The organism is Cupriavidus sp. 01T418, from assembly GCF_056398885.1.
This window is the reverse complement of the sequence record NZ_JBFTQG010000004.1, coordinates 261,787-286,809: the sequence shown is the minus strand read 5'-3', so window position 1 is coordinate 286,809 and position 25,023 is coordinate 261,787. Positions and strand designations below refer to the sequence as shown.

Here is a 25,023-nt window from a genome sequence, read left to right as displayed (position 1 = left end):
ACAAGGAAGCACAACTATCGACCACCAGCATGACACTGCCGTGTGCAAAGGCACCGGGCTCGCGCGCGGCGCGCCGCCTGCCCAACTACCCAGCAACCTTTACGGCCGATTGATCTTGACGTTGATCCCGTTGGGCAAAACGGTGATTGTACCGGGCTCGACGCTGGCGCCGGCAATGCGCAGTTCGTCGGGGCGGAAAGTATAGAGCGGGTAGCCCTGCAGCAACTGCTCCGCAAGAATGCCGCCGAGCGCATTGAGCTGGCGCGCGAACTGTGGCGGCAAGCCGGCGACGTCGAACTGCTGGACCTGCGGGTCCTGCAGCACGACCGCGCGGCTGGCCGGGTCGTAGCGCAGGCCGCTGTCCAGCGCGAAGCGCCCGGTCAGCGGCTGGCGGAAGAACAGGCGGTTGTCCAGCGTTGCGTCGAACTGCACGTTGACGCGGTTACGGCCCGGATCGAGCGTGAGCTGGGGGTTGGCGAGCTGGATATCGAACAGCTCCATATAGCGCTTGCTGAACGGAAACTTGCGCTCCAGGGCCGATTGCAACTGGCTTTGCGAGAAGGTGTAGTCGTTGCCGATCATGCCGCAGGCGGCCAGCCCGGCGACGAGCGCGGCGGCACCGCTTGCTGCCAGCCAGCGCCGGCGAGTCATCTTGCGCATCTGCTTGTTCCTTGTGTTCCTTGCGGATTTAGCCGGCGTGGCCGGGCGCTGTGGCGGCTTCAAGTCGCGACAGCCATGCCAGTGCATGCACGCGCGAATCGCCGCACATATCGGCGGCAGGCTTCAGCCCGGCGCAAAACGCCGGACGTGTGGGCTCGCCGAAAATCGCGCAGCGCCGGTCGGGCAGCAACTGCACGCAGGCTACGCCGGCCGGTTTGCCATTGGGCATGCCGGGAATCGGCGATGTGATCGAGGGGGCGGTGCAACAAGCGCCACAATCGGGCCGGCAGGAGAGTTCAGACTGATGGGTCATGGCAAAGTTTCAGGCGCAGGCATCGCCCGGCAACTTCGTATTGTGCCCCAAGGCGTGCCCCCTCCCCCGCGCTTTGACCCCGGCGGCGCCATGTGCTGCCAACGCTTGACCGCCGGAATCGCCTCCACTACATTACTGACCCAAGAGTTATTTATCGGCAATTCTCGCGGAACGCCCCTGCAGAGGTGCGCAGCGACCCAGTGAAAAAGTCCCCAGACCAGAATCAGGAAGCGGCAAACACCAAACGCTGGGCTCGCCGCAAGGCTGCGCGTCCGCACGAACTCGTGGCAGCCGCGCTCGAGCTTTTCGTGCAGCGCGGCTATGCGGCCACGCGGCTGGAGGATGTTGCCGCCGCGGCGGGCGTGTCCAAGGGCACGGTGTATCTGTATTTCGCCAATAAGGAAGAGCTGTTCAAGACCGTGGTGCGCGAGAACCTGGTGCCGACCCTGACCAGGGGCACCGATCTGGTGGAAAACTACCAGGGCTCGACACCGGAGTTGCTCCGGGAACTGCTGCGCGGCTGGTGGGGCCTGATCGGGGCCACGCCGGTAGCCGGCCTGACCAAGCTGATCATGGCCGAATCCAGCCATTTCCCTGACATCGCGCAGTTCTACCATGAGGAGGTGGTGTTGCCGGCCGATGCGCTGTTCGCGCGTGTGCTCAAGCGCGGCGTGGAGCGCGGGGAGTTTCGGGAAACCCCGGCCAACCCGACCACCACGCTGATCTGCGCGCCGCTGATGTTCCTGATGCTGTGGCAGCGCGCGTTCAGCGCCACGTCGTGCATCGAGATCGACCCCGAGGCGTTCCTCGACAACCTGCTGCAAATGCTGCTGTTCGGCCTGACTACCGGCGCGGCACGCGATACGCCGTTGCCACCCCAGGCCGGCCCCTATATCTGGGAGCAGATACAGCAAGAACAACAAGAACAACAAGCCCTTGCGCACGCGCGGGGGCAGCAGGACGCGCGGGATCCCCCGGCGCGGCCGCCGGAGACCGCATGACCCGACGCAAGAAGATCCTGATTGCTGCGCTTGCTACGATTGCCGCCATCGCCGTGCTGAGCGCCGCCGCCGCGGTCCGCAAGTCGGGCAGCGGCAAGCCAGCCGCGGCCCCGGCGCAAGCCACGGCGCAGGGAGCCGCTGCTCCCGGCCTGGTGGAATTCCTGCAGTCCGACCTGGTCGATGCCACCACGCAGGACCTGCGCGTTTCGCTGCCGCTGTCCGGCGGATTGCGGGCGCTGAACCAGGCCTCGGTCAAGGCCAAGGTCTCGGGCGAGGTGCAGCAGGTGCTGGTGCGCGAGGGTGAAGCCGTGCGTGCCGGCCAGGTCATCGTGCATATCGATGCGACCGAATACCAGGCCAAGGTGGCGCAGGCGCGCGGGCAGATGCTGGCGGCGCGCGGCCAGTATGAGAATTCGAAGCAGACCTTCGCGCGCAACCGCGAACTGGTGGCCAAGGGCTTTATCTCCAAGACCGCCTTCGACAACTTCCAGAGCAACCTGGACGTGGCGCGCGCCAACCTCGATGCGGCCCAGGGTGGCCTGGAAGTGGCACAGAAAGCCCTCGCCGACACGATCGTCAAATCCCCGCTGGACGGCCTGGTGGCCGCGCGCGCGGTGCAGCCGGGCGAGAAAGTCTCGCCCGACACCCGCCTGATCGACGTGGTGGACCTGCGCGCGCTGGAACTGGAGGCGCCGATCCCGATGGCCGACGTGGCGCGCGCCGCCATCGGCCAGACCGTGCAGCTCGAAGTCGAAGGCAGCGGCCGCTTCGAGGGCAGGCTGGTGCGCATCAACCCCGCGGCCAGCCCGGGCACGCGCAGCATCATGGTCTATGTGCAGGTCGATAACCCGGACGCGCGGCTGCGCGCGGGCATGTTCGCCCAGGGCTCGCTGGTGCTCGGCAAACATGCCGGGGTGGTGGCGGTGCCGGCCACGGCGGTACGCAGCGACGGCGAGCGTGCCTTCGTCTATAGCGTGGAGAACGACACGCTGGCCGAACGCCAGGTCAAGCTGGGCATCCGCGACGATGAAAGCGGGGTGGTGGAAATCACCAGCGGCCTGGCCGCCGGCGCCAAGGTGATTCGCAACAACCTCGGCACCTTCCGCGCGGGCAGTCGCGTCAAGCTGGTCAAGGCGTAGGAGCCCCCGCCCATGTGGTTCACCCGCCTGTCGATCCATAACCCGGTGCTGGCCACCATGATGATGATGGCCTTCATCGTGATCGGCCTGTTCTCATACCAGCGCCTGCCGGTCGACCAGTTTCCGGACATCACCTTCCCGATCGTGGTGGTGCAGACCGAGTATCCCGACGCCGCGCCGGAATCGGTAGAGCACGACGTCACGCGCAAGATCGAGGAGATCGTCAACACCATTTCCGGCATCGACGAGATCTTCTCGCACTCCTACCAGGGCACCTCGGTGGTGGTGATCAAGTTCGATCTCTCCGTCGACGTGGGCCAAGCCGCGCAGGACGTGCGCGACAAGATCGCGCTGATCCGCCCGCAGTTCCGCGACGAGGTGAAAGACCCGCGCGTGCTGCGCTACGACCCGTCCGAGGCGCCGGTGTTCTACCTCTCCGTATCGAACGCACCAGGCGCCGAGCGCACGCAGCGCGAGCTGACCACCATCGCCGACCAGATCGTGCGCAAGCGGCTGGAAACCGTGCGCGGCGTGGGCACCATCAACCTCGTCGGTGGCACCAAGCGCGAGGTGGAAATCCGCATCCGCCCCAGGCAGCTGGAAGCGCTGGGCATCGGCGTGAACCAGGTCATGGACGCCATCCGCAACGAGAACCAGGAACTGCCCGCCGGCGAATTGCGCTCGACGTCCACCGAGACCGTGGTGCAGATCAAGGGCCGCATGATCTCGCCGGACGACTTCCGCCACATCATCGTCGCACGCCGCGCCGGCCAGCCAGTCACGCTGGATCAGCTGGCCGACGTGCGCGACGGCGAGGAGGAGCAGGAAAGCCTGGCCATGCTGGACGGCAAGCGCGCGCTGTTCCTGGCGGTGGTGAAGGCACAGGGCCAGAACACGGTGGATACCGTCGACGGCCTGGTCAAGATGACCGACGAGGTGCGCAAGCTGGTGCCGGCGGACGTGCAGCTCACCGTGGTCAACGACGCCGCGCGCGGCATCCGCAGCAGCGTCCGGGAAGTCCGCTCCACCCTGCTCGAAGGCGCCTTCCTGACGGTGGCCATCGTCTTCCTGTTCCTCGGCTCCTGGCGCAGCACGGTGATCACGGGGCTGACCTTGCCGATCGCGCTGATCGGCACCTTCGGCGTGATGTATATGTTTGGCTTCACGCTCAACGTGATCACGCTGATGGCGCTGTCGCTGTGCGTGGGCCTGCTGATCGACGATGCCATCGTGGTGCGCGAAAACATCGTGCGCCACAACCTGTTGGGCAAGGACCACCGCACGGCGGCGCTCGACGGCACCAACGAGATCGGGCTGGCGGTGCTGGCCACCACCTTCTCCATCGTGGCGGTGTTCCTGCCGGTGGGCTTCATGGGCGGCATCATCGGCCGCTTCTTCCACCAGTTCGGCGTGACCGTGGTGGCGGCGGTGCTGATCTCCATGTTCGTCTCCTTCACGCTGGACCCGATGCTGTCCTCGGTCTGGCATGACCCGGACCTGCACGGCACCGGCAACAAGAAGAGCCTGTACGGCCGTACCGTGGGCCGCATGCTCGACTGGTTCTCGGCACGCATGGACGCGCTCGGCCATGGCTACGGGGCGATGCTGGCCTGGGCGCTCAGGCACCGGCTGGCCACGGCCCTGCTTGCCGCGGCGACCTTCTTCGGCAGCTTCGCGCTGGTGCCGCTGATCGGCACCGAGTTCGTGCCCGCCGCCGACCTGGGCGAAACGCAGGTGGGTTTCACCACGCCGGTGGGCACCTCGCTCGCCGTCACCGAAGCCAAGGCCAGGCAGGTGGAAGCCGCGCTCAAGGCCTTCCCCGAAGTGGCCTACACCTACGCCACCATCAACTCGGGCAATACCTCCGGGCGCAATAACGCGCTGGTCTCGGTGCGCCTGACCGAGCGCCGCGCGCGCAAGCTCACCACCGCGAAGCTCAACCCGATGATCCGCGAGCGGCTGGCGGGCATCGCCGGCATCACGCTGACCATGGTCGGCATGCCGGACGGCGCCGGCGGGCAGAAGGCGCTGCAGGTATCGATTCAGGGCGACGACCTGGAAACGCTGCGGCGCCTGTCGGTGGAGGCCAGCCGGCGCATGGCCGCCGTGCGCGGCCTGACCGACCTCGACTCCAGCATGAAGGACGACCGCCCCACGGTGGAGGTGCGCATCCGCCGCGAGCTGGCGTCCGACCTGGGCGTGGGCATCGTGCAGATCGGCAATGCGCTGCGCCCGCTGCTGGCCGGCGACGCCATCAGTTCCTGGCGCGCTCCCGATGACCAGAACTACGACGTGCGCGTGCGCCTGCCCAAGGACGCGCGCACCGGCATGGCCGACCTCAGCGCGCTGATGATCGCCAGCAGCCAGGCCAATCCCGACGGCTCGCCGCGCATGGTGCCGCTGCGCCAGATCGCCGAGCTGGTGCCCACCACCGGCGCCAACCAGATCAGCCGGCGCGACCTCAGCCGCGAAGTGGAGCTGACCGCCAATACCGCGGGGCGCTCGCAGGGCGAGGTGGCGCGCGAGGTCAAGGCGGCGCTGGATGGCATGAACTGGCCGGCGGGCTACAAATACCGCTTCGGCGGCTCCACCAAGTCGATGAACGAATCGTTCGGCTTCGCGGTGTCGGCGCTGGCGCTGGCGGTGATCTTCATCTACATGATCCTGGCCTCGCAGTTCGCCAGCTTCTTCCAGCCCCTCGCCATCATGAGTTCGCTGCCGCTCACGCTGATCGGCGTGTTCGCGGCGCTGCTGCTGTTCCGCTCCACGCTGAACATGTTCTCCATCATCGGCTTCATCATGCTGATGGGGCTGGTGACCAAGAACGCCATCCTGCTGATCGACTTCGCCAACCAGGCCAGGCGCGGCGCCGACGGCCAGCCGCCGATGTCGCGCGACGCTGCGCTGGTGGCGGCCGCGCGCGTGCGGCTGCGGCCGATCCTGATGACCACGCTGGCCATGATCTTCGGCATGGTGCCGCTTGCGTTCAGCCTGGGGGAAGGCGCCGAGCAGCGCGCGCCGATGGGCCAGACGGTGCTCGGCGGCATCATCACCTCGTCGATCCTGACCCTGGTAGTGGTGCCGGTGATCTATGCGTATCTTGACGATTTCAGCGCCTGGCTGGGCCGGCTGTGGCGCGGCAAGGAAGCGGGCAATGAAGCGGGCAATGCGCCCGCGCACGGGCCGGCGAGCGCGGAATGAGGTCATGGGAAAACGCGGGCGGATACCCGGAATGCCGTCGCCCGGACCGGAGTGCGGCATGCAGGCCACACCGGGGGCCACGCGCTTCGGCAACTGCCTTGGCGAGAGGTTAAAATGTCAGGTTTGACGGATTTCCCCGGCCCCTGGCACTGCGCGGCCGGAACTCAGAACCGATTAGCGGTTGGCATTGGAAGGAATGGCAAGATGGATCTCGAGAAAGCCCGATTCAATATGATCGAACAGCAAATCCGCCCGTGGGATGTGCTGGATCAGGAAATCCTGGACCTGCTGGCGGTGGTCAAGCGGGAACAGTTCGTGCCGCCGGCGTATGCCGCGCTGGCCTTCGTCGACATGGAAATCCCGCTGCCGGGCGGCCAGAACATGCTGGCCCCGCGCGTGGAAGCCCGCATCCTGCAGGACCTGGCCGTGCGCAAGCACGAACAGGTCCTGGAAATCGGCGCCGGCTCCGGCTACATGGCGGCCCTGCTGGCCCACCGCGCGCGCCACGTCCTGACCGTGGACATCCTGCCGGAACTGGCCGCGCTGGCCCGCAAGAACCTGGCCGAAGCCGGCGTGGCCAATGTCGACGTGGCCGAAGGCAATGCCGCCGCCGGCTGGGCCGCCAGCGCGCCCTACGACGTGATCTGCATCTCCGGCGCCCTGCCCTCGGTGCCGGCGGCCATCCTGTCGCAAATCAAGGTCGGCGGGCGCATCGCCGCCTTCGTCGGCACCCTGCCGGCGATGGAAGCCCAGCTCATCACGCGCGTCAGCGAGACCGAGTACAAGACCGTCAACCTGTTCGAGACTGCCGTCACGCCGCTGATGGGCGTCGAGCAGCCTTCGCGCTTCCACTTCTAAGCGGGAAACAGGACATGCAGTTGATCAACGCCCCCGAACTCGCGCAATGGCTGGCCGATAGCGGCCGCACGCACCCGGTGCTGCTCGATGTACGCGAAGGCTGGGAGGTGCAGACCTGCGCCATGCCCGGCATCACCCATATCCCGATGGGCCAGATCCCGGCGCGCGCCGCCGAGATCGACGAGGACGCCGACATCGTCTGCATCTGCCATCACGGCGCGCGCAGCATGCAGGTGGCCAGTTTCCTCGAGCGACAGGGCTTTGCCAAGGTCTACAACCTGACCGGCGGCGTGCACGCCTGGGCCGAGCAGGTCGACCCGGCGATGCCGAAGTACTGAGCACCACCACCGGTACCGCCAGTACCACCAGTACCACCAGCACTACCCGCATCGATCGCACCACCAGCACCACCAGCATCAATCCCAAGGCGCCGGCTTCCCGCGGCGCCAATTCCCTAGAACGCTGATCGTTAGAAACGCTAGCCGCGCGCCCGGTGCCCGGCAGACTGGAGATGTCATGAGGTTTGCGCTTTTCCCTGCGCGGGGCGTGCCCAGGACGCGCCTGGCACTGACGGGTTCCCTGCTTGCGCTGCTGCATCTGCCGGCCGCGCATGGGGCCGACCTGCTCCAGGTCTACCGCGACGCGCAGGCCAACGACGCCCAGTTCGCCAGCGCGCGCGCGCAACTGGCTGCCAGCCAGGAAAAGCTGCCGCAGGGACGCTCCGGCCTGCTGCCGCAGGTCAGCGGCACGCTCGGCGCCACGCGCACCAACGTGGACCAGACGGCGCCGTTCGTGGCGGACCGCTTTCTCAACAACAATAACTGGGCGCTGCAACTGGTCCAGCCGCTGTTCCGCTGGGATCGCTGGGAAACCTACAAGCAGGGCGAACTGGCGGCGCTGGCCGGCGAGGTCACCTTCAGCCAGGCGCAACTCGACCTGATCACCCGCACCTCGCAGGCCTACTTCGACGTGCTGTCCGCGCAGGACAACCTCTACCTGGCCGGTGCGCAGAAGAAAGCCATCGGCGAGCAACTCGCGCAGGCCAAGCGCAATTTCGAGGTCGGCACCGCCACCATCACCGATGCCAACGACGCGCAGGCCCGCTACGACCTCGCCATCTCCACCGAGATCGCGGCGCGGAGCGACCTCGAAATCCGGCGCGCCAACCTGCAGCAGATCACCAGCAAGCCGGTCGACGAACTGCCGGGATTGCGCGCCGCCGCCACGCTCCCGGGTCCGCAGCCGGCCGATGTGAACGCCTGGGCCAGCCAGGCCGAGAACACCAACCCGCAAGTGGGCCTGGCCCGCTACAACCTCGACACCGCCCAGCGCGAGTACAACAAGGCGCGTGCCGCCCACCTGCCCTCGGTCGACCTCGTGGCGTCCTATGGCTTCGTCAACGCCACCGGCAATGCCACGCAGCAGGTCAATATCTCCAGCCGCTACAACAGCGCCCAGATCGGCGTGCAGCTGAGCGTGCCGATCTACGCCGGCGGCGCGATCCAGTCGCGCGTGCGCGAAACCTCCGCGCTGGCCGACAAGGCCGCCAGCGACCTCGAGTTCGCCCGCCGCACCGCCGCCCAGAACGCGCGGCAGACCTACTCGGGCGTGTCCAATGGCCTGGCCCAGGTCAAGGCGCTGGAAGCCGCCGAGCATTCGGCGCAGAGCGCGGTGGAATCCAACCAGCTCGGTTATGAAGTGGGCRTGCGCATCAATATCGACGTGCTGAACGCCGAAGCGCAGCTGTTCTCCACCCGCCGCGACCTGTCCAAGGCGCGCTACGACACCATCATGAGCGGGCTGCGTCTCAAGGCGGCGACGGGCGCGCTGACCGAGGAAGATGTCGTGCAGATCAATACGCTGCTGACCTCGGCACCGGGCACGATGTACATGCTGCCGGACAAGGTCAAGCCCGGCACGGCATCGGCGGCGGCGACGACGGGTACGCCGGCGGGGAAGCGCCGCGTCACACGCAAGGAAGCCATCGCCGGCGCGCCCGCGCCGCGCAGCTGAATGTGACTACCGGACGGTTACCGGCAGACCGGTGACCGCGCCGTGCTCAGTTGGCCCCTCAGTTGACCCGTGTTCGGGACTCCACGCTCAGCAACTGCCACCGGATGGCCGAAGCGTCCGCCGGCGGGTTCTCCACCCGGGTCTCGCGCACACGCAAGGTGTAGGCGATGCCCGGCTCGAAATCCAGTCCCTCGATCGGGCCATACCAGAGCGTCCATGGCGCATTGGGATTGTCGCGCACGCGATAGCAGGTATGCCGGCCCATGCCCGAGCACTCCACCCGCTGCGAATCCACGTACACGATCTTCTCCACGCCACCGGCCGCCGCCTGCGCATCCGTCTTCGCGCCGCGCGCGCCCACGCCTTCGCGCTCGACGAATTGCAGCAGGTCGCCGTCGGCGGTCTTCCAGATGATCTGGCGTCCCGTCGACCCGGCCGACGGCTGCGTGCCGACGGTGGTGAACGGCGACTGCATGGCCGTGAGCAGCGCCCCCTCCAGTTCGCCGCGCGGCGGCTCGCAAGCCATGCGCGTGCCGGCCAGCTTGTCGAAGCGCATGCCGGTCGCCGTCTTGCCGTAGCCGCCGGTAAAGCGATTGCAGCCGCTGTAGCCGCTGACGGTGCCTTGCGCCGAATCGATGCCGCTATTGAATTCAAAAATGATCGGCTCGCCGTTGTCGCCATGCGGGATGGGCTTGAGCGTGCCGTCGGCCTGCTGCCAGCGCACCAGCTCCCAACGGCTGGGGCCGCCGGTCTGCGCCTGGTTCAGGCTGGCCCCGGCACCGGGCGAATCCGGCGCGGGCGAGGTGGTGCACGCGCCCAGGGCAGCGGCAAGGAGTATGGTTGCCGCGGCGCGCGCAGCCAGAACGCCGGGTGAACGACGAATGGATGTCTGCATCTGAAAAGCTCCTGGTAGGGGGCGCGCGGCCTGATCGGCCCGCGCCGCTCGGCGGCGACCCGCAGCCCGGCAGGCGGCGAGTCGTGCCCACACGGCGGACAGTTTAGCGAACCGTGGGCACGTAGCCCATCGGGCGCTGGCCTACAAGATCAGCCGCAGCGGCACCTGACGTGCCTTGTCGAGCACGCCAGCCAGCACTGCCACGGTCCGCCCGGTAGCCCCCCGGTGAAGCACGGCGAATTCGCGGGCATTGCCGCGCATGGCGGCCAGCCCTGGCGCATCGCCCAGTATCGTGGCGGCCGCGCGCATCAGCGCGTGCGCATCCGCCACGCGCTGGCAGGCGCCGGCAGCGATGGCATCTTCGGTTGCCTGGGCAAAGTTGAAGGTATGCGGCCCGATCAATACCGGCGTGCCGGCCGCGCATGCCTCGATCAGGTTCTGGCCGCCCAGCGGCAGCAGGCTGCCGCCGATAAAGGCGATATCCGCGGCGGCGAAGTACATCGCCATCTCGCCCATCGAATCGCCCAGCAATACATCCGCCATGACCGGCTCCGACGGCTCCGACAGCCCCGCCTGCTCCCATCCGGCAGGATCGCCAAGCGCGCTGCGGCGCTGCAGCGTGAAACCCGCACGCGTGACCAGCGCGGCCACTTCATCGAAACGCTGGGGATGGCGCGGCACAAGCAGCAAGGCCGGGCGCGGCACCGCGCCAGCCAGGGACTGCCAGCGCGCGAACGCCTCGAGCAGCAGCGCTTCCTCGCCTTCGCGCGTGCTGGTGGCGGCGAACACGGCGCGCGCGCCGAAGCCCTGGCGCAATACCCGGCCCCGGCGCAGGCCATCCTCGGACAGCTGCATGTCGAACTTGAGATTGCCGGTCACCTGCACCGAGGGCAGCCCCAGCGCGCGAAAGCGTTCGGCATCGCCCTGGGTCTGCGCCAGCACCGCGGTGAAATCGCCGTACATCGCCGTCGCAGCCCTGCCAAAGCGCGCGGTGCGGCGGAAGCTGCGCGGCGACAGCCTGGCATTGACCAGCAACAGCGGCACGCCTGCCAGGCGGGCACCGCGCACCAGGCTGGGCCATACCTCGGTTTCCATCAGCATGCCCGCGGCCGGGCGGAAATAGTGCAGGAACCGGCGCACCAGCCAGGGCAGGTCATAGGGCAGGTAGCATTGCATCACACGCGGCTGCCCACCGTACAACTGGGCACCAGTCTGGCGCCCGGTGGGCGTCATATGCGTGAGCAGGATGCGATGCGACGGATAGTGCGCCAGCAGCGCGTCGATCAGCGGCTGCGCGGCGCGGGTCTCGCCCACCGACACGGCGTGGACCCACAGCCAGGGCCCGGCGGCCGGCAGCTTGCCATAGAGGCCAAGGCGCTCGCCCACGTGCTGCACATAGCCGGGTTCCTTGCGCGCGCGCCAGACCAGGCGCAGCAGCGCCACGGGCAGCGCGAGCAGCCAGAGCAGGTTATACAGGACGCGCAGCATCAGATCCCCTGCCCGCGCACGCGCCGGGCGGCGGCGTAGACTTCATCGACCGTCGGCACCACGCCGTCATCGCCCACATTGGCGATGCGATCGGACCAGTAGCCTTCCGTCTTCCAGCGCCAGGTGGCGGTATAGATCTCCACGGTCGGCCGGCACAGCGCCGCGGCGATGTGGACCAAACCCGTATCGACCCCGATCACCACTTCGGCGCGGTTGATCAGGCCGAAACCCTGCATGACGCTGAAGCGCGGCAGCACCTGCGCCTGCGGCACGCCGGCGGCGATCTCTTGCGCCGCGCGCCGCTCTGCCTCGTTGCCCCAGGGCAGCAGCATGGTCAGGCCTTCGTCCGCCAGGCGCCGGCCGAGGTCGTGCCAGCTGGCCAGCGGCCATTTCTTCTTCGCGCCAGCGGTGGCGTGGAAACACACTGCAAAGCGCGCCGGCAGGCCGGCCCATAGCGGGTCGCCGGCATGCAGCGTGCGCGCACCGGGACCGAAGAATTGCGGCGGCTCGGGCGCAGCGCCCCCCGTCAGGGCCGCGCCCAGCAGGCGTGAGCGCCGTACCGAATGGGTCTGGCGCGGCACCGTCACCGGCTCGGTATAGAAGAGCCGCGCGGCCGGCTCGTAGCCGGAGCCCTGGGTGGCGTTGGCCAGCCCGATCACCGGCGCGCCGGCGCGCCGGCCGGCCACGCGGGCCACCACGGCGGTCTTGAGCAAGCCCTGCGTCTCGATCACGGCGTCATAGGCATCCTCGCGCAAGGCGCGCCTGAACGCGCCGATCTCCCGCCAGGTAGCCGCCTGGTAGAAGTGCTTGCGCCAGCGGCGCAAGGCGAACGGGATCACCCGCCGTACTGCCGGCAGCAAGCGCACGAGATCGACGTAGCCCTCTTCGACCACCCAGTCGATCTCGCAGTCCGGCCAGCGCGCGCGCAGGTCGTGCACCAGCGGCATGTTATGCACCACGTCGCCCAGCGACGAGACCTTGACCACCAGGATGCGCGGCCGCGCGGGCAGCGCATGCGGCATCGAGGATTTGCCCAGTATGTCGGATTTGCCCGATATGTCCGATATGCCCGATTTGCCCGATTCTGCCGTCGGGGGCGCATTCAACGGCATCCGTTCAGAACGGGAGTTGCGCGTCCGGCTTTTCCGCCAGGATCACGCGTTTGAATTCAGCCTGGATGCGTGCCAGGGCGGCATCGTTGTCGGCCTCGAAACGCATCACCACCACCGGCGTGGTGTTCGACGGGCGCGCCAGGCCAAAGCCATCGGCGTACTCCACGCGCACGCCGTCGATGGTGATGACCTCGCGCGCGCCGTCGAACTTCGCATTGGCGCGGATCTTGTCGAGCAGCGTGAAGGCCTCTCCCTCGGCGCACTTGAGCTGCAGTTCGGGCGTGCAGTTGGAGTTGGGCAAGGCGTTGAGCACGGCGCTCGGGTCGGCGTGCTTCGACAGGATCTCCAGCAGGCGCGCGCCGGTGTACAGGCCATCGTCGAAACCGTACCAGCGATCCTTGAAGAACACGTGGCCGCTCATCTCGCCGGCCAGCGGCGCGCCGGTTTCCTTGAGCTTGGCCTTGACCAGCGAATGGCCAGTCTTCCACATCAGCGGCTCGCCGCCGTGCTGGCGGATCCACGGCGCCAGCTTGCCCGTGCACTTGACGTCGTAGATGATCTGCTGGCCGGGATTGCGCGACAGGATCTCCTCGGCAAACAGCATCAGCTGGCGGTCGGGGAAAATCACCTCGCCGTCCTTGGTCACCACGCCCAGCCGGTCGCCGTCGCCATCGAAGGCCAGGCCCAGTTCGCAGTCCGTGTCCCTCAGGCAGCGCATCAGGTCCTGCAGGTTTTCCACATGGGCGGGATCGGGATGGTGGTTGGGGAAGTTGCCGTCCACCTCGCAGAACAGCTCCGTCACCTCGCAACCCAGCGCGCGGAACAAGTCGCCGACGAAGGCGCCCGCCACGCCGTTGCCGGCATCGAGCGCGATCTTCATCGGGCGCGCCAGCTTGACGTCGCCGACGATGCGGTCCAGGTATTGCTGGCGGATGTCGACCTGCTGGTAGCCGCCGGCGCCGCTGGCGAACTGGCCGGCCTCGATGCGCTGGCGCAGCGACTGGATCTGCTCGCCGTAGATCGCCTTGCCGGCCAGCACCATCTTGAAGCCGTTGTAGTCGGGCGGATTGTGGCTTCCGGTCACCATGATGCCCGAGGTGGCGCGGCGCCCGTCCAGCTCGACATGGGTGCCGAAATAGACCATCGGCGTGGCGACCATGCCAAGATCGATCACATCCATGCCCGCGGCGCGCAGGCCTTCGACCAGGCCGCCCAGCAGGTCCGGTCCCGACAGGCGCCCGTCGCGCCCTACCACCACGGCGCGCTCGCCCTGCCCGGCGGCGGCCGAACCGAAGGACAGGCCGATCGCGCGCGCCACGTCGCGCGTCAGCGTCTTGCCGACGATGCCCCGGATATCGTAGGCCTTGAAAATGGAAGGATCAGCTTGCATGGGTCATCCTGAATATTGGCGGTTGAACCGGTCGGCATCGCCGGCCACCCGTTCCGGCCAAAGCCGGCGCGGCGGGCAAATGCATCAAAGCCCGTATTTTGCCGGATTGCGAAGGGCACGCCAGTTATAATCGTTCGCCTACGCTCGAAAAAGGGCGTGGCGAGGCGGCCCGTATACGCCGGATGGGTTTTGGCGGGTTCGCGTCACTTGCCACGCATCTGGCCGGCCAGCGCCATTTAGCGGTGTCCGGATGCGTTTTGGCCCTGCCGACCTGCCCTGGCCCTGTTCCCCTAGCCCCCTTGCGATTTGCCCAGTGCCTTCGCCCCCGTCCAGACACCACCCGTTCCGCCCGCGCATCGCCTACCTGATCACAAACTCCGAGATCGGCGGGGCGCAGTCGCACGTCGGCGATCTGCTTCAGGCGCTGCGCGACAGGATCGAGCCGGTGCTGCTGGCCGGCGGCGATGGCCCCCTGCTGGACACGGCACGGGCGGCCGGAGCCCGCACCGTACGCCTGGCGCTGCTTGACAATGCGCTGTCGCCGCTGCGCGCGCTGGCCACCCTCAGGGAGCTGCTGCAGGCGCTGCGCGCCACGCAGCCCGATCTGATCCACGCCCACAGCGCCAAGGCCGGCGCCCTGGGCCGCGTGGCCGGCTGGCTGCTCGGCGTCCCGGTCGTCTATACGGTGCATGGCTTTGCCTTCAAGGCCGCGGCCCCGGCCCGCCAGCGCCTGGTCTCGCGCGTGATGGAATGGCTGCTTGCACCGCTGACCACGCGCCTGATCTGCGTCGCCCAGGGCGAACGGGCGCTGGCCGCGGCCTTGCCGATGCCCGCCGCGCGCGTCAGCGTGATCCGCAACGGCATTGCCGATAGCAACGCGCGTGCCACGCCCGGGGCGCCGCTGCGGCGCATCGTCATGGTGGCGCGCCTGGCCGCGCCCAAGCGCGCCGACCTGCTGATCCGCGCCTTCGCGCGCGCCGCGCTGCCCGATTGCGAACTGGTGCTGGCCGGCGAGGGCCCGCAGTTGGCCGCCCTGCGGACCCTGGCCGACACCATGGCACCGGGCCGGGTACGGTTTGCCGGCGCGGTTGGCGACATCCCCGCCCTGCTGGCTTCGGCGCAGGCCTTCGCGCTGGCATCGGACCACGAAGGCTTCCCGCTCTCGGTGCTGGAGGCCATGCGCGCGGGGCTGCCGGTCGTCGCCAGCGACCTGCCGGGTATTCGCGAGCAGCTCGACGACGGTGCCTGCGGCGTGCTGGTCGCCGGCCATGACGAACACGCCTGGACCGCCGCACTGGCGCGGCTGGCAGGCAACGCCGCGCTGCGCGCAAGCCTGGGGCACGCGGCCCGGACACGCTGGGCGCAGGAATTCGGCCTGGGACCGATGGCCGAGGCGACCTGGGCGATCTACCAGCAAGCCCTGGCGGGCAGGCCCGGCGCCGCGCGTGCAGCGGCCAGCACTGGAGCAGGAGCAGGATCATGAACAAGACGCACAGCGTCGGCCGCCCTACCCAGCCGCCCCGCGCCCAAGGCTCGGAAACCATCCGCCGCGCCAGCCGCATGCTGGCCTGGGCGCTGCTCGGCCTGCTCCTGTTCGGCCTCAATATCGCGCTGGCCGAATTCGCGCATCACGCCGGCCTGGTCACCTACGTCTTCACCCGCACGCTGCTGTGGTCGGTACTGCCCTACCTGTTCGCCTTCGTGCTGCTGCACCGCTCGCTGCATCTGCCCGCCATGGAAGGCAACAGCCTCGTCGGGCTGGCGGTCACCCTGCCCTTTGCCGCGCTGCTGTTCGGCTTTGCCGCCTTCCACCTCGAATATTCGCGCGGCGCGCTTCTCCTTGGCTACCTCACCACGCTGGGCTGGATCTGGTTCGGCTACCGGCACTTCGTGCGCAACTACGTGCCGGTATTCGGCTACACCGATGCCGCCACGCTGGCACAGCTCGACAAGATCCTCGCCATGCCAGGCGCGGCGCCCGCCAGCCATACCCGCTTCCAGGCCATCAGTTCGCTGGAGGAAGCGGTGCATTGCGACGGCCTGATGCTGGACCGCAACGCCACCGCCGACCCCGAGCGCACCCGCCTGCTCGCCCAGTTCAAACTCAGCCACGTGCGCATGTATTCAGTGGACCGGATCGGCGAGATGCTGACCGGCCGCGTCGGCCTGGCGCACATCGACGAGAACTTCCTCGATGACTACGCCGCCCACTATTTCTACAGCTTCGCCAAGCGCCTGATCGACCTCGCCGCGGTGGCCTGCCTGGCGCCGTTCGCGCTGCCGCTTGGCGTGGCGGCAGCCATCGCGATCCGCCTCGAATCGCCCGGACCGGCACTGTTCCGCCAGAGGCGGGTGGGACTGTTCGGCAAACCCTTCACCATGTTCAAGTTCCGCAGCATGGGATTCGACGCCGGCGCGCCCGCGCAATTCGCCGCCCGCCGCGATCCGCGCGTCACCCGCGTCGGCCGCGTCATCCGTAAGTACCGGCTCGATGAAATCCCGCAGTTGTGGAACGTGCTGGTGGGCGATATGAGCCTGATCGGTCCGCGGCCTGAGCAGGTGCCGATGGTCGACGAATTCGCCCAGACCATCCCCTACTACCCCTACCGTCACCTGGTGCGGCCCGGCCTGTCGGGCTGGGCGCAGGTGCAGCAAGGCTACGTCGGCACGCACGAAGAAACCGTGACCAAGCTCAGCTACGACCTGTATTACGTCAAGCATTGTTCGTTTGCGCTGGACTTGCTGATCGGGTTGAAGACGTTGCGGACATTGTTGACGGGGTATGGGGCGCGGTGATGGACCTGGGGCGACAAGAAGCGCTGCCGCGCCCGATGCGGATCATGCTGCTCAGCACGGGCTTGCGTCTCGGTGGCGCCGAGCAGCAGGTAGCCGCCCTCGCGCGGCAATTCATCGCGCTCGGACACAGCGTTGCCGTGGTCAGCCTGACACCGGACTGCGAGGTCGACCTGCCGGCATCGGCAACAGTGCTGAGCCTGGACATGCGCAAGACGCCGTGGTCGATGGCGCGCGCCCTGTGGCAGGTGCGCGGATTCCTGCGTGCCTGGCAGCCTGACGTCATCCACGCCCACATGGTGCACGCGAACCTTTTCGCTCGTGCCCTGACGCGGATCACGCGGACACCGCCGGTGATTTGCACCGCGCACAGCTACCGCGAAGGCGGCAAGCTGCGCATGCTTGCCTACCGGCTGACCGACCGGTGGGCAAGCCTCACGACACACGTCAGCGCGGACGGCCGCCAGGGCATGATCGAGGCTGGCGCGGTGCCGCCGGATCGCATCGTCGTGGTGCCGAATGGCATCGATACCGAACGTTTCCGCCCGATGCCGGAGACAAGGCAGGCGGCCAGGACGGCGCTCGGCGCCACGCAGGGTTCGATGCTTGTCCTCAATGTCGGCCGGCTCGTGCCTGAAAAGGCACAGGATCTGCTGCTGGACGCATTCAGCCGCCTGGAACCGGAAAGTGCCGCCGCGGCGCGCTTGCTGATCGCCGGAGAAGGCCCCGAACGCGCCATGCTCACCGCTACGATCGCCCGGCTTGGCCTGAGCGGAAACGCAACGCTGATGGGCGCGCGGCGGGATATCACTGCGCTGCTGAATGCCGCCGACCTCTTTGTCCTTTCGTCGCGGATAGAAGGCATGCCGCTGGCCATCGCCGAGGCGCTGGCGTGTGGCTGCCCCGTCGTCGCCACCGATGCGCCCGGCGTGGCCGACTTGCTGGGCGATGCCGGCACGATCGTGCCAAGGAACGACGCCGCCGCCCTGGCGATGGCAATGCAGAGGGCACTGTGCAGCGGACCTGGCGCCCCCGCGGAGCAAGCCGCACGCCGGCAACGCATCGTCTCGCGCTTCAGCATTGATGCCGTGGCCCGGCAGTGGGTGTCCTGTTATGCCAACCTGGCAGCGGGCACCGCGGCCGCTCGCGTGGAGCCTGCCTGATGCGGCGTCGCGTTGCCGGGAATCTCCTGTGGATGCTGGCCGAGCGTGGCATACAGGTCGCCGCGGGGATCGGCATCGTCGCCATGCTGGCCCGCGCGCTGGGGCCCGAGGGATTCGCGCATTTCCAGTATGCACAGGCCGTAGTCCTGATCGCCGCGTCGGTCGCGTTGATCTGCGGCAGCGAGGTGGTCGTGCCCCGGCTGGTGGCAACGCAATCGCCGCGGGAACAGCACAGGCTGCTCACCCATGCGTTTTCGCTTCGCGTTGCCGGTGCGGTACTCGGCTACGTCCTGATGTGTGGCTTCCTGCTGCTCCGGCACCCTGCGCAAGACACCTGGGCTGCGGCCATGCTGCTGGGCATCGCCATTTTGCTGAGGGAGCCGTCGGGGGTCGTTGTTGCCTGGTTGCAAGCGCGCACCAACAACCGGCCCAACACGTTGTTCAGCCTGATATCGCTCACGGCCAAGGGCGGCCTGGTGGCCATCCTCTTTGCCGCTGGCGTACATAGTGTGCCGTTCTTCGCCAGCGCGTTTGCCATCGAGGCGATCGTCCTTGCCAGCCTGCTGGCGGCCTACTACTTCGCCCGGATGGAACGCGGCCGGGTTCAGTACGACTTCGGGGTAAGCCGCGAGCTGATGACCAAGGGGGCGCTCTTCTGGGTCAGCTTCATGCTGATGATGGGCGCGCGCCGGATCGACCAGCTGGTGTTGCAGCCCTCGGTGCCGCTCGCCGAGTTCGGCGCGTATGCGGCGTGCATGCAGATACTCGACAACTACACAGTCGTGGCGACCATCCTGGCTGCCGGGATCGCGCCGATCTATGTCTACGGCAAGCCCGTTTTCGCAACAGCGCGTGCAAACGTCGCCCGTATTGCGCTAGGCATGACGGCGATCGGACTGTGCGGGGCGGCGTTGATCGCCGCTGGCGCGCCATGGATCGTGCAATTGCTGTACGGCCACGCCTTTGCCTCTACCGCGGCCTTGCTACAGGCTGCTGCCCTCTCTTCGACATTGATCTTTGCCGATGTCGGCCTGACCTTGCTTCCCGTTTATCTACGCCGGCCCGACTGGATCGCCATCAAGTGGGGAGCGGTCCTTGCCGTCACGCTCGCCTTCGATCTGGCGGTGGTCCCCAGGTACGGTGCCTGGGGTGCTGTCGGCGGCTATACATTGGGTAATGCCGTTGCCGTGGTATTTGGCATCTGCCTGTGGTGGCGCAGCAAGAGAACCCCCTCCCTGGTGGCGGCATGAAGCCCTTGCCTACGATCTGCTTCCTGACCGGCACGCTGAACGCCTTTGCCGGCGCCGAGCGAATGACGGCGGTCATCGCCAATGCGCTCGCGGAGCGAGGCTATCCGGTGCTGATCCTTAGCCTGTGGGATGCGCGCAGTTGCTTTACGCTCCATCCCGACGTGGTGCATGAAACGCTGTTTGCGCAACGGCCGTCGTTCAAGCGAGCCTATCTCTCCACGGTCGGCGGCATCAGGCGCTTTGTCAAGCAACGGCATGTCGATGTGCTGATCGAAGTCGACACCATGCTTACCTTGTTCACCCTGCCCGCCACCCTCGGCCTCAACGTGCGCCGGATCGCGTGGGAGCATTGTCATTTCGACGAGGATCTGGGCAACCCGTTGCGCCGTTATGCCAGGCGCATGGCGGCCCGCTGGAATGAGGCCGTGGTCGTGCTTACCGAGCGCGACAGGAAGCGCTGGCTGCAAGCCACGCATGCCAGCGCCCCCGTCATTGCAATATCCAACCCCCTGCCGTTCGCGTTTCCCACCGAACCGGCAGCACTTACCTCCAGGATTGTCCTCGCCGTGGGAAGACTGACCCCGGTAAAGGGCTTCGACGTTTTGCTGCAGGCCTGGGAGCTTGCCAGCCGCAATATGCCCGGCTGGAAACTGCGTATCGTCGGCGAGGGAGAAGCGCGGGGGCAATTGGAGGCAATGCGCCATCGACTTGGACTTGACAGCTCCGTAGACATGCCAGGCGCCACCAAGGACATCGAGGGCGTCTATCGCGATGCCGCGATGTTTTGCCTGAGCTCGCGCTACGAGGGATATGGCCTGGCCCTGGTCGAGGCCATGGCGTACGGCCTGCCGATCGTCTCGACGAATTGCGAGACCGGGCCGCGCGAAATCCTGCAGGCCGGCACCAACGGGATGGTCGTGGCGGTAGACGACGCCACCGCAATGGCGCAAGCCATCGTCACGCTGGCCTCGGAACATGAAGTCAAGTTGCGGGAAAGGCTGGCCGCCAATGGCCGCCAGCGTGCTTCACGCCAGACCATTCAGCATATCTGCTCAAAGTGGGAGCAGATCCTGGGTCGCCAGCCCTGAGAAACAAGCACGGGAACGCCCCACCAGCGCGAAAGTGCACTCGCCCACGGGTTGGTTGGAATCGTTACCCACGAGCCGCATTCAAGTGTCATGAGCCGGCCGCTCGTCCATGCTCACGGGAAGAGCTCCGCATCTCGCAGCCCGGGGGCCACGCGATCCCTTTGCGCCATGATGAGTTCTCCCTGGACTGGCCACTCGATGCCCAGTTGCGCGTCGTTCCAGGCAACGGTGCGCTCGTATTCAGCGCAGCGGAAGTCCGTAGCCTTGTACAGCACCTCTGCCTCATCGGACAAGACCAGGAACCCATGGCCGAATCCCTCCGGTACCCAAAGCTGCCGCCGATTCCGGGCGGACAGCGTCAGGCCCACCCACCGCCCGAAGTTGGGTGAGTGCCTGCGCAAGTCCACGGCGACATCAAACACCTCGCCCGATACCACCCGGATCAGCTTCCCCTGTGGATGGCCAAGCTGATAATGCAGTCCGCGAAGTACATTCTTCACGGAGCAGGTGTGATTGTCCTGCACAAAGACACGGTCCAAACCGGTGGCTGCATGAAAATCCCGAGCATTGAAGCTCTCGAAGAGGAATCCTCGTTCGTCACCGAAAATCGTTGGCTCGAGCACCAGGACTTCTGGCAGCCGTGTTGAAATCACGTTCAGTTGCATGAAACCCCTAGCCTCTCATCTCTATCAACAGGCGCCGCAAATAGTCACCATAGCTGCTTTGCTGGAGCGCACTTGCCTGCCTGGCAAGCTGCTCCGCCGAGATCCATTGACTACGGTATGCTACCTCTTCCGGGCAAGCCACCATCAACCCCTGCCGCTTCTGCAGGGTGGCGATGAAACTCGCCGCATCCAGCAAGGAATCCTGGGTGCCCATATCCAGCCATGCGTAGCCACGACCCATTACTTCGGCATTGAGTTGCCCCATCTGCAGGTAGTGGCGGTTAACGTCCGTGATTTCGAGCTCGCCGCGCGCCGATGGCCGAACCGCGGCAGCGATGTCACATACCTGGTTGTCGTAGAAATACAAGCCGGTCACGGCATAGCTGGACTTGGGATGAACTGGCTTTTCTTCTATCGAGAGCGCCCGGAATCCGGCATCGAACTCGATCACGCCATAGCGCTCGGGGTCACGCACGTGATACGCAACCACGGTTGCGCCGGCTTGCCGTGCCATCGCTCTCGCCAGCAGCCCGACCAGGTCATGTCCATAGAAAATATTGTCGCCCAGCACCAGCGCCGAAGCGTCATTCCCAATGAACTCGCGCCCAATGATAAAAGCCTGAGCCAGGCCAGCCGGTGATGCCTGCACGCCATACTGTAGATTGATACCCCACTGGCTACCGTCGCCCAGCATGGTGGCGAATCTCCCCGTGTCTTCTTCGGTAGAGATCAGAAGGATGTCACGGATCCCGGCCAGCATCAGCGTGGTCAGCGGATAGTAGATCATCGGCTTGTCGTACACCGGCAGCAGTTGCTTGGAGACAGCCCGGGTGATCGGATAGAGCCGCGTGCCGTACCCGCCTGCGAGGATGATGCCTTTGCGCATATTGAACTCACTCAGGCAGGATCTGGTCCAGCAGGTGATGAATGCCTTGCCGCCAGTCAGGCAGATGGATGCCGAAGGTTTGGCGCAGCTTGGTGGTATTCAACCTCGTGTTGAGCGGGCGGGGTGCACGTTGTGGGTATTCGTGGGACTGGATGTTTTCAACGCTGGCCGGTCCGGCCTTGAGATTCACGCCGTGTTCGGCGGCATATCGCAAAATCTCTGTTGCATATCCATGCCAGCTGGCGTCACCGGCCGCCGCCAGATGATAAATGCCGGCCGCGAAGGCGTCCTGATTGCCGGATAGCCAGTAGCGCGCGACGATCTGTGCCGTTACGTCGGCAATCAGCGCGGCGCTCGTCGGCGTGCCGCTTTGATCCCCGACCACGCGCAACACATCCCGCTGGCGCGCCAGCCGCAGCACGGTCTTGGCGAAATTATTGCCGTGGGCACCGGCCACCCAGCACGTGCGTAGTATCAACGCTTTTGCACCGGATGCCAGGATAGCTTGCTCCCCGGCAAGCTTGCTCTTGCCGTAAACGGATTGCGGATTGGGCGCATCCATTTCGGTATAGGAACCCGACTTGCTGCCGTCGAAAACGTAGTCCGTCGAATAGTGTACGAGCAGGCTCCGGCCCCTCAGTGCCTCTTCAGCCAGAATGCCGGCAGCGGTGGCATTGATGGCATGGGCGAGTTCCGCGTTGCTCTCCGCCTGATCCACATCCGTGTAGGCGGCTGCATTGAAGATCACGTTGGGGCTGTACGCACGTACTGCACGGCGGATTTCATCTGGCTTGCTCAGGTCGCAAGTGGCGCGATCGAACTGAATCACCTGCCCCAGCGGTGCGAGGCTGCGGCGCAACTCGAAACCAACCTGGCCGTTGCTTCCTGTTATCAACAGGACAGGGAGATCGGGAGATCTAGATTGCATAGTGCCTGCCCATCCAGTCTTGGGACTCTCCGGTCATTGCCGCGCTCACCCACGCCTGGTTGTCCAGGTACCACCGGACTGTCTTGCGCAGCCCTGTCGCGAAGGTCTCGGCCGGGGCCCAGCCCAGTTCGCATTCAAGCTTATGCGCGTCCATCGCGTAGCGCCTGTCGTGGCCTGGCCGATCCGCAATGTAGGCAATCTGCTCCCGGTATGAGCCCGTCCCACTTGGCGACAGTTCATCAAGCAGGTCACACAATGCCGTCACTACCTCTATGTTCGTCTTCTCGCTCCTGCTGCCGACGTTATAGCATTCACCAATCCTTCCCCGCTCAAGCAAGGCCCGGATGGCCACGCAGTGATCGCTGACGTAAAGCCAGTCGCGCACGTTAAGACCATCTCCATACAGAGGGAGGGCCTTGCCTGCCAGCGCATTGGAGATGGTGAGTGGAATCAGCTTCTCCGGGAACTGGTAGGGACCGTAGTTGTTGGTGCAGTGGATAGTCAGCGCAGGCAAGCCGTAAGTGCGGTGGCTCGCTCTCACGAAGTGGTCCGATGCTGCCTTGGAAGCCGAATAGGGGCTGTTGGGTCTATAGGGAGACTGCTCCGTGAATGGCGGGTCGCCGGGGCCAAGAGAGCCAAAGACCTCGTCGGTCGAGATATGCAGAAAGCGGAAACCCGCCCTGGCCACCGGGTCCAGCGTGCGCCAGTAGGAGCAAGCCGCTTCGAGCAAGGTGACCGTACCGGCGACATTGGTCTGAACGAATTCACTTGCGCCATGTATCGAGCGGTCAACATGGCTTTCGGCGGCAAAATGAACTACCGCCCGCGGCCGGTACCTGGCGAACAACTGGTCCATTGCCGTGCGATCGCAGATATCCGCCCGCACAAAGACATGACGCGTATCGTCTCTGACCGGTGCAAGGTTTGCCAGGCTGCCCGCATAGGTAAGCTTGTCGACGCTGACAACCCCATCGGCGCTTTGCTCGCGCAGCCAATCCATGACGAAGTTGGCGCCGATAAAGCCGGCACCGCCCGTAACAAGAATTTGCGACAACTATTCTTTGCTCCTTCCCTTCGATAGGTCCAGCCACTCAGCTTGAGCCAGGGGCTGCCTTGGCCGGACATGAATGGGATTGACGGGATTGGCGGGATTTCCGCGATCCGTCTCAAGCGCGGTATTCTATCTGACCAGGTGAGCGGTCAGATCTTCTCCGCCCGCCAACTGGCTTGCCAAGACCAACAGGCTTGCCGACATTTGTAGCGTGTTCCAACACATTGTCATTGTATTAACCATAGAGCCATCATCGCCTCTTCTCCTATGCGAGTGCCCCAGGAAACCGACTCTCTCCCATACGCCATCGGCGACCTTCAGGGCTGCGCGTCGTCGCTTGACGAACTCATCTCGACACGACTCCCCCCGCACAGCCAGCTACGCTTCGTCGGCGATCTAGTCAACCGTGGCCCGGCTTCGGCGCGCACGCTGCGGACCGTTCGCCAGCTTGGCTCGAGGGCCCGGACCGTCCTGGGAAACCACGACATCCATCTCCTGGCGGTGGCGGCCGGGGTGCGCAAGCCGGGCCGCAACGACACGCTCCGGGATATCCTCGAAGCCCCGGATTGCGCCGATCTACTCACATGGCTGCGCCACCAGCCCCTGGCCCTTTACGAAAACGGCTTCCTCCTCGTGCACGCCGGCGTACTTCCCCAGTGGACCGCCGAACGGGTGCAGGAACTGGCCCGTGAAGTGGAGCACGAGCTACAAGGCGCCAACTGGAAGGGCTTCCTGGGGGAGATCTTCGGCAACGCCGCGGATCGCTGGGATGAGGGGCTGCGCGGCATCCAGCGCCAGCGGGTAGTGGTCAACGCCCTCACCCGGCTGCGTTTTTGCAGCGCCGAAGGGGTGATGGATCTGAAGACCAAGGAAGGACCGAGCAATACACCGCCAGGCCTCCTGCCCTGGTTTGACGTTCCCCGGCGCCTCACCGAAGACACCACCGTCGTGTGCGGGCACTGGTCCACGCTGGGACTGGTGATGCGGCCAAACCTGATGGCGCTGGACACCGGTTGTGTCTGGGGCGGCGAACTAACGGCCGCGCGGTTGGCGCCGAATCCAGCTGAACGCAGGCTGGTCCAGGTGTCGTGCGCGCAGCATTGTGATCCGTTCGCCTGAGCGCGCCCCG

Annotated in this window: 22 protein-coding genes; 12 read left to right on the top strand and 10 right to left on the bottom strand. The window is 66.3% G+C overall.

All coding sequences use genetic code 11. The features are described from left to right. Positions 1-99 precede the first annotated feature (99 nt). Together AC1DQ3_RS07300 and AC1DQ3_RS07295 are read right to left on the bottom strand one after the other, a co-directional pair. Entirely contained in the window at positions 100-660 is a 561-nt protein-coding gene (locus AC1DQ3_RS07300; protein ID WP_477119509.1) for a DUF1439 domain-containing protein, read from the bottom strand. 28 nt (positions 661-688) lie between these two features. After that, entirely contained in the window at positions 689-973 is a 285-nt protein-coding gene (locus AC1DQ3_RS07295) for a YkgJ family cysteine cluster protein (RefSeq protein WP_477119508.1), read from the bottom strand. 200 nt (positions 974-1,173) lie between these two features. Here AC1DQ3_RS07295 and AC1DQ3_RS07290 point away from each other — a divergent pair, with 200 nt between their 5' ends. The 6 genes from AC1DQ3_RS07290 to AC1DQ3_RS07265 all read left to right on the top strand — a co-directional run bounded on the left by AC1DQ3_RS07290 (position 1,174) and on the right by AC1DQ3_RS07265 (position 9,185). Continuing rightward, positions 1,174-1,974: a TetR/AcrR family transcriptional regulator gene (locus AC1DQ3_RS07290; RefSeq protein WP_477119507.1), complete on the top strand. Its 801-nt coding sequence runs from the start codon at positions 1,174-1,176 to the stop codon at positions 1,972-1,974. After that, on the top strand, positions 1,971-3,113 hold the full coding sequence (locus tag AC1DQ3_RS07285) for an efflux RND transporter periplasmic adaptor subunit (RefSeq protein ID WP_477119506.1): 1,143 nt from the start codon (positions 1,971-1,973) through the stop codon (positions 3,111-3,113). The genes AC1DQ3_RS07290 and AC1DQ3_RS07285 overlap by 4 nt, the downstream gene beginning before the upstream one ends. A 12-nt stretch (positions 3,114-3,125) precedes the next feature. Further along, positions 3,126-6,314, top strand: a complete 3,189-nt coding sequence (locus AC1DQ3_RS07280; protein WP_477119505.1) for an efflux RND transporter permease subunit — start codon at positions 3,126-3,128, stop codon at positions 6,312-6,314. A 204-nt stretch (positions 6,315-6,518) separates the two neighbouring features. Beyond that, positions 6,519-7,172 (top strand): protein-L-isoaspartate O-methyltransferase family protein, encoded by a 654-nt coding sequence (locus tag AC1DQ3_RS07275; protein ID WP_477119504.1) that lies wholly within the window; start codon positions 6,519-6,521, stop codon positions 7,170-7,172. A gap of 14 nt (positions 7,173-7,186) precedes the next feature. Further along, positions 7,187-7,510, top strand: coding sequence for a rhodanese-like domain-containing protein (locus AC1DQ3_RS07270; protein ID WP_477119503.1), 324 nt, complete (start codon positions 7,187-7,189; stop codon positions 7,508-7,510). Positions 7,511-7,688: 178 nt separating this feature from the next. Beyond that, positions 7,689-9,185 (top strand): TolC family outer membrane protein, encoded by a 1,497-nt coding sequence (locus AC1DQ3_RS07265; protein WP_477119502.1) that lies wholly within the window; start codon positions 7,689-7,691, stop codon positions 9,183-9,185. A 58-nt stretch (positions 9,186-9,243) separates the two neighbouring features. On the opposite strand, the gene AC1DQ3_RS07260 is transcribed toward AC1DQ3_RS07265, so the two are convergent. The 4 genes from AC1DQ3_RS07260 to AC1DQ3_RS07245 all read right to left on the bottom strand — a co-directional run bounded on the left by AC1DQ3_RS07260 (position 9,244) and on the right by AC1DQ3_RS07245 (position 14,070). Continuing rightward, positions 9,244-10,080, bottom strand: a complete 837-nt coding sequence (locus tag AC1DQ3_RS07260; RefSeq protein WP_477119501.1) for a DUF4377 domain-containing protein — start codon at positions 10,078-10,080, stop codon at positions 9,244-9,246. 141 nt (positions 10,081-10,221) lie between these two features. Then, positions 10,222-11,568 (bottom strand): lipid IV(A) 3-deoxy-D-manno-octulosonic acid transferase, encoded by a 1,347-nt coding sequence (gene waaA / locus AC1DQ3_RS07255; protein ID WP_477119500.1) that lies wholly within the window; start codon positions 11,566-11,568, stop codon positions 10,222-10,224. Next, positions 11,568-12,590: a lipopolysaccharide heptosyltransferase I gene (gene waaC, locus AC1DQ3_RS07250; protein ID WP_477119499.1), complete on the bottom strand. Its 1,023-nt coding sequence runs from the start codon at positions 12,588-12,590 to the stop codon at positions 11,568-11,570. Before waaC ends, waaA begins: the two co-directional genes overlap by 1 nt. A 94-nt stretch (positions 12,591-12,684) precedes the next feature. Further along, the gene (locus AC1DQ3_RS07245) at positions 12,685-14,070 is read right to left on the bottom strand and encodes a phosphomannomutase/phosphoglucomutase (RefSeq protein ID WP_477119498.1); all 1,386 of its coding nucleotides are present in this window, start codon (positions 14,068-14,070) and stop codon (positions 12,685-12,687) included. 313 nt (positions 14,071-14,383) lie between these two features. On the opposite strand from AC1DQ3_RS07245, the gene AC1DQ3_RS07240 reads away from it, so the two are divergent. From AC1DQ3_RS07240 to AC1DQ3_RS07220, 5 genes are read left to right on the top strand one after another with little or no spacing between them, the layout of a single operon-like run. Continuing rightward, positions 14,384-15,553: a glycosyltransferase family 4 protein gene (locus tag AC1DQ3_RS07240; RefSeq protein WP_477119497.1), complete on the top strand. Its 1,170-nt coding sequence runs from the start codon at positions 14,384-14,386 to the stop codon at positions 15,551-15,553. Further along, a complete protein-coding gene (locus tag AC1DQ3_RS07235; RefSeq protein ID WP_477119496.1) occupies positions 15,550-16,866 on the top strand; it encodes a sugar transferase in 1,317 nt (438 codons plus the stop codon). The genes AC1DQ3_RS07240 and AC1DQ3_RS07235 overlap by 4 nt, the downstream gene beginning before the upstream one ends. A 35-nt stretch (positions 16,867-16,901) precedes the next feature. Then, complete coding sequence (locus tag AC1DQ3_RS07230) at positions 16,902-18,026, top strand: glycosyltransferase (RefSeq protein ID WP_477119544.1); 1,125 nt, start codon at positions 16,902-16,904, stop codon at positions 18,024-18,026. Next, positions 18,026-19,276, top strand: coding sequence for a lipopolysaccharide biosynthesis protein (locus AC1DQ3_RS07225; protein ID WP_477119495.1), 1,251 nt, complete (start codon positions 18,026-18,028; stop codon positions 19,274-19,276). The genes AC1DQ3_RS07230 and AC1DQ3_RS07225 overlap by 1 nt, the downstream gene beginning before the upstream one ends. After that, on the top strand, positions 19,273-20,364 hold the full coding sequence (locus tag AC1DQ3_RS07220; protein WP_477119494.1) for a glycosyltransferase family 4 protein: 1,092 nt from the start codon (positions 19,273-19,275) through the stop codon (positions 20,362-20,364). The genes AC1DQ3_RS07225 and AC1DQ3_RS07220 overlap by 4 nt, the downstream gene beginning before the upstream one ends. A gap of 113 nt (positions 20,365-20,477) precedes the next feature. Here AC1DQ3_RS07220 and rfbC read toward each other — a convergent pair whose 3' ends face one another. From rfbC to rfbB, 4 genes are read right to left on the bottom strand one after another with little or no spacing between them, the layout of a single operon-like run. Beyond that, positions 20,478-21,029 carry a dTDP-4-dehydrorhamnose 3,5-epimerase gene (rfbC, locus tag AC1DQ3_RS07215; protein WP_477119493.1) on the bottom strand — a complete coding sequence of 184 codons (552 nt, stop codon included), beginning with the start codon at positions 21,027-21,029 and terminating at the stop codon, positions 20,478-20,480. Between the two features lie 7 nt (positions 21,030-21,036). Next, complete coding sequence (gene rfbA, locus AC1DQ3_RS07210; protein WP_477119492.1) at positions 21,037-21,915, bottom strand: glucose-1-phosphate thymidylyltransferase RfbA; 879 nt, start codon at positions 21,913-21,915, stop codon at positions 21,037-21,039. A gap of 7 nt (positions 21,916-21,922) precedes the next feature. Then, positions 21,923-22,843, bottom strand: coding sequence for a dTDP-4-dehydrorhamnose reductase (rfbD, locus tag AC1DQ3_RS07205; RefSeq protein ID WP_477119491.1), 921 nt, complete (start codon positions 22,841-22,843; stop codon positions 21,923-21,925). Continuing rightward, a complete protein-coding gene (rfbB, locus tag AC1DQ3_RS07200; protein ID WP_477119490.1) occupies positions 22,833-23,897 on the bottom strand; it encodes a dTDP-glucose 4,6-dehydratase in 1,065 nt (354 codons plus the stop codon). Before rfbB ends, rfbD begins: the two co-directional genes overlap by 11 nt. A gap of 264 nt (positions 23,898-24,161) precedes the next feature. On the opposite strand from rfbB, the gene AC1DQ3_RS07195 reads away from it, so the two are divergent. Beyond that, the gene (locus tag AC1DQ3_RS07195; RefSeq protein WP_477119489.1) at positions 24,162-25,013 is read left to right on the top strand and encodes a symmetrical bis(5'-nucleosyl)-tetraphosphatase; all 852 of its coding nucleotides are present in this window, start codon (positions 24,162-24,164) and stop codon (positions 25,011-25,013) included. Positions 25,014-25,023: the final 10 nt, after the last annotated feature.